5 protein-coding genes are annotated in these 9,754 nt (G+C 70.5%); 3 read left to right on the plus strand and 2 right to left on the minus strand.

The features are described 5' to 3' along the window. A partial coding sequence (locus STSP_RS29655; RefSeq protein ID WP_067284092.1) for an ADP-ribosylglycohydrolase family protein occupies positions 1-1,036 on the minus strand: 1,036 nt, incomplete at its 3' end. Between the two features lie 439 nt (positions 1,037-1,475). Between STSP_RS29655 and STSP_RS29660 the strand changes: the two genes are divergently transcribed. From STSP_RS29660 to STSP_RS29670, 3 genes are all read left to right on the plus strand, one after another. After that, positions 1,476-2,207, plus strand: a complete 732-nt coding sequence (locus STSP_RS29660; RefSeq protein WP_067284088.1) for a VIT1/CCC1 transporter family protein — start codon at positions 1,476-1,478, stop codon at positions 2,205-2,207. A 291-nt stretch (positions 2,208-2,498) separates the two neighbouring features. Further along, positions 2,499-7,103, plus strand: a complete 4,605-nt coding sequence (gene gltB, locus STSP_RS29665) for a glutamate synthase large subunit (RefSeq protein WP_067284089.1) — start codon at positions 2,499-2,501, stop codon at positions 7,101-7,103. Then, a complete protein-coding gene (locus tag STSP_RS29670) occupies positions 7,096-8,559 on the plus strand; it encodes a glutamate synthase subunit beta (RefSeq protein WP_067284090.1) in 1,464 nt (487 codons plus the stop codon). Before gltB ends, STSP_RS29670 begins: the two co-directional genes overlap by 8 nt. Before the next feature lie 233 nt (positions 8,560-8,792). On the opposite strand, the gene STSP_RS29675 is transcribed toward STSP_RS29670, so the two are convergent. Then, positions 8,793-9,701 carry a chitosanase gene (locus STSP_RS29675; RefSeq protein ID WP_067284091.1) on the minus strand — a complete coding sequence of 303 codons (909 nt, stop codon included), beginning with the start codon at positions 9,699-9,701 and terminating at the stop codon, positions 8,793-8,795. Positions 9,702-9,754: the final 53 nt, after the last annotated feature.

Below are 9,754 nucleotides of genomic sequence, written 5' to 3' on the forward strand. Positions count from 1 at the left end.
GCCACCGCCCCGCCCCGGCCCCCGGCCGCCCGCCGGGGTGGTCCTCCGGTGTCAGCAGGTCCGCGACCTCCAGGACGTGGTGGCCCTTCATCGACGGCAGGCACGTCCCCCTGGCCGGGCCGATGGCGATGGCCCAGTCGGCGGGGATCGCCGAGAAGCCGCAGGTGGCCCCGGCCAGGGCGCCCGCGACGGCCGCCGTGGTGTCGGCGTCGCGCCCCATGTTGACCGCGGTCAGCACCGCCTGGACGAACGCGCCGTCGGCCGCCGCATACGCGCCGAAGGCGAGCGCCACGGCCTCCGGGGCTAGATCGGTCCAGGGATAGCCGCCGATGACGACGGCCCGGCGCACCGCCCGTTCGCCGCGGTGTGCGACGGCCACGGCACGGCGCAGGGAGCGGGCCGTCCAGGAGTCGTCGGGCACGACGGAGAGCGCGGACGCCACGACAGCCACCGTGGGTGCACCCGCCATGGCCGCCGCGACGCCCGCGGCCACGGCCTGGCCGCCGTAGATGCCCTCCCCGTCATGGCTGACCGAGCCGTCGATCGCGACGAGCCTAGCCGCCTCGGCGGGGCGGCCCGCGGCGAAGACGCCGAACGGCGCGGCGCGCATCGCGAGGCCGTCGCTCCACGCATGCCGGTGCTGCGCGGAGATGGGGGCCGCGAGCCCCCGCCGGAGGTTCTCCAGCGTGCCGCGCTCGCTGAAGCCGGCCCCCTTGAACGGACCCTCGTCCCGGTCGGCGATCCACTGGTGCCAGGCCGCCTCCACGTGCGCCACCTTGAGCCCGGAGCCGTACCGCGCGAGAAGCAGCCCGGAGAAGATCGCGTACTCGGTGTCGTCCGTGCCCGACGGACGCTCGGCGACGTAGCCCGTGATGCGGCCCCAGCGGCGGCGGATCTGGGACGGCTTCATGTTCTCCGCGGGCGCGCCCAGCGCGTCGCCGACGGCGAGGCCGAGCAGCGCACCGCGCCCCCGCTCACGGAGCTCTGCCGCCCCACCCGGTGCCGGGACCGATGGAATACGGGCAATGGACGCCATGCGGGCCTCTCTGCGGGTCTGCGGGTCTGCGGTGTGCGGTCGCAGTTCCGTCCTGTGCGCCGGCCCGTCCAGGACCGGCCGGACCGGCACGCGACGCTGCCGCCGGTCCTTTCCTGGATCTGTGCCACGCCAGGAGGCGGGCAGGAGCCCAGGAGCCCCAGCGTCACCCCTTCGACATCTGTGCGCGAGCCGGTACCGATGAGCGTCAGCGGCACTCGACGGGGCCTCGGCCACCCCCACAACTGCCGTAAAACCGCAGGTAAGTACGGCCTTCCTTGCTGGCGAGGTCGATTTTCCGCGCGTACTTTCGAGGGTGTTTAAGGCGGGTGACGGCCTGAAGGGCCGAACACCGCGACCACCCATTGAGGGACCACGACGGCGATCGACCAGCTCCGCGAAAGCGGCGCCGGGTCAGGCGCAAAGAGGGGGCACGACACTGATGTCCATCATCGAGACCGAAGCGGCACTGCACGAGGCGCACCGCGACAACCACACCCACCGTGACGTCAACGGTGGCTGGCTGCGCCCCGCCGTCTTCGGCGCGATGGACGGCCTCGTGTCCAATCTGGCCCTGATCACCGGTGTCGCCGGAGGGGCAGTGGCGCCGGGGACCATCGTCCTCACGGGACTCGCCGGACTGGCCGCCGGCGCCTTCTCGATGGCCGCGGGCGAGTACACCTCCGTCGCCTCGCAGCGCGAGCTCGTCGAGGCCGAACTCGACGTAGAGCGCCGAGAGCTGCGGAAGCACCCGAAGGACGAGGAAAAGGAGCTCGCGGAGCTCTACGTGTCGCGCGGCGTCGAGCCGGGGCTGGCCCACGAGGTCGCCCGACAGCTGTCGAAGGACCCCGAGCAGGCCCTGGAGATACACGCGCGCGAGGAGCTCGGCATCGACCCGGGCGATCTGCCCTCGCCCACGGTCGCCGCCGTCTCGTCCTTCGGGTCCTTCGCGCTGGGCGCCCTGCTGCCGGTGCTGCCGTACCTGCTCGGGGCCACCACCCTGTGGCCCGCGCTGGTCCTGGCCCTGCTCGGGCTGTTCCTCTGCGGGGCCGTCGTGGCGAAGGTCACGGCCCGTAGCTGGTGGTTCAGCGGGCTGCGGCAGCTGGCCCTGGGCGGCGCCGCCGCAGGTGTGACGTACGTCCTGGGTAATCTGTTTGGTACGGCTCTAGGATGAGGCCCTATACAGGGGACTGCATAAATAGTCGTTACCTCGTGGTTTCAGCTCTTTAACCGCTGGGCATGAGCCGTAAGCACTTGCGGGCAAGGACGCCCGCCTGCCTGGGCCGACAGCGCGGATCTTGTCCGTATTGGTCCCCCTCCATCGCTGACCAGCGATGTCCGCATGCTGGAACGAGCTATCCGGTTTCCGAGAGCCGCTCCATCATGTAACCTGCGTGAAATTTTGCAGAGGGCCAACGTCGTCCCTCGGCACCTGCTATATGCCACGACGACGACGGGAGAGCCGATGCGTACGCCGCGCCAGCCGTCCCTGCATTCCGCGACCGACGGGTCCGCCTGGTCGCACATGGATGCACGCCCTGCCGCGCAGGGTATGTACGACCCGCGCAATGAGCATGACGCCTGCGGCGTCGGCTTCGTGGCGACCCTCACCGGCGAGGCGAGCCACACGCTGGTCGAGCAGGCGCTCACGGTTCTGCGGAACCTGGAGCACCGCGGCGCCACCGGCTCCGAGCCCGACTCCGGCGACGGCGCCGGAATCCTCTCCCAGGTCCCGGACGCCTTCTTCCGCGAGGTCGTCGACTTCGAGCTGCCCGCCGCCGGCGCGTACGCGGCCGGTATCGCCTTCCTGCCCCTCGAGGACAACGCCGCCGTCGTCGCGCAGATCGAGGCCATCGCCGCCGAGGAGGGCCTGACCGTCCTGGGCTGGCGCGAGGTCCCGGTCGCCCCCGAGCTGCTCGGCGCCACCGCCCGCTCGACGATGCCGGCCTTCCGCCAGATCTTCGTCACCGACGGCGCCGCTGTGCCTTCCACGGGTATCGCCCTCGACCGCAAGGCCTTCGTGCTGCGCAAGCGCGCCGAGCGCGAGGCCGGCGTGTACTTCCCGTCGCTCTCCGCCCGCACCATCGTCTACAAGGGCATGCTGACCACCGGCCAGCTGGAGCCCTTCTTCCCGGACCTGTCCGACCGCCGCTTCGCCTCCGCGGTCGCGCTCGTGCACTCCCGGTTCTCGACGAACACCTTCCCGAGCTGGCCGCTCGCCCACCCGTACCGCTTCGTCGCGCACAACGGCGAGATCAACACGGTCAAGGGCAACCGCAACTGGATGCAGGCCCGTGAGTCGCAGCTGGTCTCCGACCTGTTCGGCGACAAGGAGCTCGAGCGGATCTTCCCGATCTGTACGCCCGACGCGTCCGACTCGGCGTCCTTCGACGAGGTCCTGGAGCTGCTGCACCTCGGCGGCCGGTCGCTGCCGCACAGCGTGCTGATGATGATCCCCGAGGCGTGGGAGAACCACGACTCGATGGACCCGGCCCGCCGCGCCTTCTACCAGTACCACTCCACGCTGATGGAGCCCTGGGACGGCCCCGCCTGCGTCACCTTCACCGACGGCACCCAGGTCGGCGCGGTCCTCGACCGCAACGGTCTGCGCCCGGGCCGCTACTGGGTCACCGACGACGGCCTCGTCGTCCTCGGCTCCGAGGTCGGCGTCCTCGACATCGACCCGTCCAAGGTCGTCCGCAAGGGCCGTCTGCAGCCCGGCAAGATGTTCCTCGTCGACACCGCCGAGCACCGCATCATCGAGGACGACGAGATCAAGGCCGGCCTCGCCGCCGAGCACCCGTACCAGGACTGGCTCGAGGCCGGGATCATCGAGCTCGAGGACCTGCCCGAGCGCGAGCACATCGTGCACACGCACGCCTCGGTCACCCGCCGCCAGCAGACCTTCGGCTACACCGAGGAGGAGCTGCGCGTCATCCTCGCGCCGATGGCCAAGGCCGGCGCCGAGCCGATCGGCTCCATGGGCACGGACAGCCCGATCGCGGCCCTGTCCGAGCGCCCGCGGCTGCTCTTCGACTACTTCACCCAGCTGTTCGCGCAGGTCACCAACCCGCCGCTGGACGCCATCCGCGAGGAGCTCGTCACCTCGCTGCACTCGTCCCTGGGCCCGGGCGGCAACCTGCTGGAGCCGACCGCGGCCTCCTGCCGGTCGGTCACGCTGCCCTTCCCGGTGATCGACAACGACGAGCTGGCCAAGCTCATCCACATCAACGCCGACGGCGACATGCCCGGTATGAAGGCCGCCACCCTGTCCGGCCTGTACCGGGTCTCCGGCGGCGGTGACGCGCTGGCCGCGCGGATCGAGGAGATCTGCGCCGAGGCCGACGCCGCGATCGACAACGGCGCTCGCCTGATCGTCCTGTCGGACCGCCACTCGGACGCCGAGCACGCGCCGATCCCGTCGCTGCTGCTCACCGCGGCCGTCCACCACCACCTCATCCGCACCAAGCAGCGCACCCAGGTGGGTCTGCTGGTCGAGGCCGGCGACGTCCGCGAGGTCCACCACGTCGCGCTGCTCATCGGCTACGGTGCCGCGGCCGTCAACCCGTACCTGGCGATGGAGTCCGTCGAGGACCTCGTCCGGGCGGGAACGTTCCTCCCCGGCATCGAGCCCGAGAAGGCCATCCGCAACCTGATCTACGCCCTGGGCAAGGGCGTGCTGAAGGTCATGTCCAAGATGGGCATCTCGACCGTCGCCTCCTACCGCGGCGCGCAGGTCTTCGAGGCCGTCGGTCTCGACGAGGCCTTCGTCGAGAAGTACTTCAACGGCACCGCGTCCAAGATCGGCGGCGTGGGCATCGACGTCATCGCCGAGGAGGTCGCCGCCCGCCACGCCAAGGCGTACCCGGCTTCCGGCATCGCCCCGGCGCACCGCGCGCTGGAGATCGGCGGCGAGTACCAGTGGCGCCGCGAGGGCGAGCCGCACCTGTTCGACCCGGAGACGGTCTTCCGCCTGCAGCACGCCACGCGCACGCGCCGCTACGACATCTTCAAGAAGTACACGGACCGCGTGAACGAGCAGTCGGAGCGTCTGATGACGCTGCGCGGCCTGTTCGGCTTCACGTCCGACCGCCCCTCGATCCCGGTCGAGGAGGTCGAGCCGGTCTCGGAGATCGTCAAGCGGTTCTCGACGGGCGCCATGTCGTACGGCTCCATCTCCAAGGAGGCGCACGAGACCCTCGCCATCGCCATGAACCAGCTGGGCGGCAAGTCCAACACCGGTGAGGGCGGCGAGGACCCGGAGCGCCTGTACGACCCTGCGCGCCGTTCGTCGATCAAGCAGGTCGCGTCCGGCCGCTTCGGTGTGACCTCGGAGTACCTGGTCAACGCCGACGACATCCAGATCAAGATGGCCCAGGGCGCCAAGCCCGGCGAGGGCGGCCAGCTGCCCGGCCACAAGGTGTACCCGTGGGTGGCCAAGACCCGGCACAGCACCCCCGGAGTCGGCCTGATCTCCCCGCCGCCGCACCACGACATCTACTCCATCGAGGACCTGGCTCAGCTGATCCACGACCTCAAGAACGCGAACCCGCAGGCGCGGATTCACGTGAAGCTGGTGTCGGAGGTCGGCGTCGGCACGGTCGCCGCTGGTGTCTCCAAGGCGCACGCGGACGTGGTCCTGATCTCGGGTCACGACGGTGGTACGGGTGCGTCCCCGCTGACGTCCCTGAAGCACGCGGGCGGCCCCTGGGAGCTCGGCCTCGCCGAGACCCAGCAGACGCTGCTGCTCAACGGCCTGCGCGACCGCATCGTCGTGCAGACCGACGGTCAGCTGAAGACCGGCCGCGACGTCGTCATCGCCGCGCTGCTCGGCGCCGAGGAGTTCGGTTTCGCGACCGCGCCGCTCGTCGTCTCCGGCTGCGTCATGATGCGCGTCTGCCACCTGGACACCTGCCCCGTCGGTATCGCCACGCAGAACCCGACCCTGCGTGACCGGTTCTCCGGCAAGGCCGAGTACGTCGTGAACTTCTTCGAGTTCATCGCCGAGGAGGTCCGCGAGCTCCTCGCTGAGCTGGGCTTCCGCTCCATCGAGGAGGCCGTCGGCCACGCCGAGGCGCTCGACGTCACGCGGGCGATCGACCACTGGAAGGCGCAGGGCCTGGACCTCGCCCCGCTCTTCCACGTGCCGGAGCTGCCCGAGGGCGCGGTGCGCCACCAGCTGATCGCGCAGGACCACGGCCTGGAGAAGGCGCTCGACAACGAGCTGATCAAGCTCGCCGCCGACGCGCTCGCCGTGGACTCCGCGAACGACGCCCAGCCGGTGCGCGCTCAGGTCGCCATCCGCAACATCAACCGCACGGTCGGCACCATGCTCGGCCACGAGGTGACGAAGAAGTTCGGTGGCGCGGGCCTGCCCGACGACACCATCGACATCACCTTCACCGGCTCCGCGGGCCAGTCGTTCGGTGCCTTCGTCCCGCGCGGTGTCACGCTGCGCCTCGAGGGCGACGCCAACGACTACGTCGGCAAGGGCCTGTCCGGCGGCCGCGTGATCGTCCGCCCGGACCGGGCCGCCGACCACCTCGCCGAGTACTCGACGATCGCGGGCAACACCATCGCGTACGGCGCGACCAGCGGCGAGATGTTCCTGCGCGGCCGCACCGGTGAGCGGTTCTGCGTCCGCAACTCCGGCGCCACCGTCGTCTCCGAGGGCGTGGGCGACCACGGCTGCGAGTACATGACCGGTGGCCGCGCGGTCGTCCTCGGCGAGACCGGCCGCAACTTCGCGGCGGGCATGTCCGGCGGTGTCGCGTACGTGATCGACCTGGACCGCAACAACGTGAACGTCGGCAACCTCGAGTCCATCGAGGCCCTCGACGACGCCGACAAGCAGTGGCTGCACGACGTGGTGCGCCGCCACCAGGAGGAGACGGGCTCGACCGTCGCCGAGAAGCTCCTTGCCGAGTGGGACACGGCCGTGGACCGCTTCAGCAAGATCATTCCCAGCACGTACAAGGCAGTGCTCGCCGCCAAGGACGCCGCCGAGCGAGCCGGGCTCTCCGAGTCCGAGATCACCGACAAGATGATGGAGGCGGCGATCAATGGCTGACCCCAAGGGCTTTCTGAACCACGGCCGTGAGGTCGCCAAGTCCCGCCCGGTGAACGAGCGCGTCAAGGACTGGAACGAGGTCTACGTCCCCGGCTCGCTGCTGCCGATCATCTCCAAGCAGGCGTCGCGCTGCATGGACTGCGGCATCCCGTTCTGCCACAACGGCTGTCCGCTGGGGAACCTGATCCCCGAGTGGAACGACTACGCGTACCGCGAGGACTGGCAGAACGCGTCCGAGCGGCTGCACGCCACGAACAACTTCCCGGAGTTCACGGGCCGCCTGTGCCCCGCTCCGTGCGAGTCGGCGTGCGTGCTCGGCATCAACCAGCCCGCCGTCACCATCAAGAACGTCGAGGTCTCGATCATCGACAAGGCGTGGGACAGCGGCTCGGTCGCGCCGCAGGCCCCCGAGCGCCTGTCGGGCAAGACCGTCGCCGTGATCGGCTCGGGCCCGGCTGGCCTGGCCGCCGCCCAGCAGCTGACCCGGGCGGGTCACACGGTCGCGGTGTACGAGCGCGCGGACCGCATCGGCGGTCTGCTCCGCTACGGCATCCCCGAGTTCAAGATGGAGAAGCGCCACATCAACCGCCGCATCGAGCAGATGCGCGCGGAGGGTACGAAGTTCCGTACCGGCATCGAGATCGGCCGCGACATGCCGGGCAGCGCGCTGCGCAAGCGGTACGACGCCGTTGTCATCGCGGCGGGCGCCACGACGGCCCGCGACCTGCCGGTCCCCGGCCGCGAGCTCAAGGGCGTCTACCAGGCGATGGAGTACCTGCCCCTGGCCAACAAGGTCCAGGAGGGCGACTTCGTGGCGCCCCCGATCTCGGCCGAGGGCAAGCACGTCGTCGTCATTGGCGGCGGCGACACCGGCGCGGACTGCGTCGGCACCGCCCACCGCCAGGGCGCGGCCTCCGTCACGCAGCTGGAGATCATGCCCCGCCCGAACGAGGAGCGGAACCCGGTCGCCCAGCCCTGGCCGACCTTCCCGATGCTCTACAAGGTCACCTCCGCGCACGAGGAGGGCGGCGAGCGGGTCTACTCCGTCTCGACCACCCACTTCGAGGGCGACGAGGACGGCAACGTCCAGTGGCTGCACCTCGTCGAGGTCGAGTTCGTCGACGGCAAGCTGACCCAGAAGCCGGGCACCGAGCGGAAGATTCCCGCCCAGCTCGTCACGCTGGCCATGGGCTTCACCGGCACCGACCGCGAGAACGGCCTGGTCGAGCAGCTCGGTCTGGAGCTCGACGAGCGCGGCAACGTCGCCCGCGACGCCGACTTCCAGACCAACGTCCCCGGCGTGTTCGTCGCCGGTGACGCAGGTCGTGGTCAGTCGCTCATCGTGTGGGCGATCGCGGAGGGCCGCTCGGCCGCCCGCGGTGTCGACCGCTTCCTGACGGGGGCGAGCGACCTGCCTGCGCCGATCCGTCCGACGGACCGCGCACTGATGGTCTGACGACCCATCACAAGACGTCCCGTACAAAGGCGTACGGAACACCCTGCGGCGCCTGCCCCTGTCCCCGACCGGACGCTGGGCGGGCGCCGTGGCGCGTCTGGCACCCGTAACCAGGGGGCCAGCCCCCTAATCAGCCCGTCCGGCGCTTGAGGACGAGGCCGTCAAGGCCGATCCGGGGTCTGGGGCGCAGCCCCAGTTACGGGAAGGGGCGGGGTGGGGGAAAGATCGAACGGCTACGGCACCCGGAACGTCTCCCCGTACATCTGCCACACCAGCGGCGTGTCCAGGTCCAGGTTGCCGTCGTAGAGGAACCGGCGCTGCGCCGTGTCGATACGCGACGTGTCGCGGTCCGGCCGCTTGTACTTCATGGCCTTGCGGCGGACGTCCAGGAAGATGTCCAGGTACGCCTTCTCCTTGCCGCCCTCGGCAGGCGTGTCGGCCTCGGCCATGGCCGCCTCGCGCAGGCCGTAGAAGCCGCGCGGTCCCGTGCCGGGGCCGTGCAGCACCATCGCGTCGTAGTAGATGAACTGGCCGAGCGTGCCGAGCCCGTCGAGCTTCGCCAGGCGCACCGCCGGTTCGAAGTAGATCTCGTCCCGGTGTGCGTCCTGGGCCTTGCGGAACTCGGCCTTCTGCGCCTCCTTCACCCAGGCCTCCGGGAAGCCGGGGTCCAGGCCCTCGTGGGAGCCGGTGCCGTCGACCTCCCGCAGGGCGGGCAGATAGCGGGCGAGGCCGTTGTCCGGGTGGGACTTCGTGTAGCGCTCGACGAGCGTGAGCAGGTCGTGGGTGCCGGTGGTGAAGCCGATGATGCCCGCCGTGTAGCCGCGGCCGTCGCCGATGTCCTCGATGTAGTCGTACTGTCCGCGCCAGTCGAGCGTGGAGTTCTCGGCGGTCGCCACGATCTGCTGGGCGAGCTCCTTCTTGCCGGGAGCGGCGAGACCGGGCGGGAGCTTGGCGACCAGGGCGTCTTCCTTCGCCCGTTCCGAGGCCGACGACGCACCGGCTCCCCGGCTCGGGGCAGCGGACACCCGAGGGCCCTTGTCGTCCTGTGAGCCCCCCGAGCCGGAGCCGCCGGTCCCGAAAAGAAAAACGGCCGCCGTGGCCACGGGTGCGACGGCGAGAATCAGACAACCAGCACGCTTCATAACGGGACAGAGTACGGGCGGCCTCAGCCCGCGCCGCCCCCACCCGTCAGGTC

The sequence above is a fragment of the Streptomyces jeddahensis genome, assembly GCF_001642995.1.
Lineage (GTDB): Bacteria > Actinomycetota > Actinomycetes > Streptomycetales > Streptomycetaceae > Streptomyces > Streptomyces jeddahensis.

Coding starts and splice junctions, on each gene's coding strand:
- STSP_RS29660 (WP_067284088.1), top strand. CDS start 1,476: ATGTCCATCATCGAGACCGAAGCGGCACTGCACGAGGCGCACCGCGAC.
- gltB (WP_067284089.1), top strand. CDS start 2,499: ATGCGTACGCCGCGCCAGCCGTCCCTGCATTCCGCGACCGACGGGTCC.
- STSP_RS29670 (WP_067284090.1), top strand. CDS start 7,096: ATGGCTGACCCCAAGGGCTTTCTGAACCACGGCCGTGAGGTCGCCAAG.
- STSP_RS29675 (WP_067284091.1), bottom strand. CDS start 9,701: ATGAAGCGTGCTGGTTGTCTGATTCTCGCCGTCGCACCCGTGGCCACG.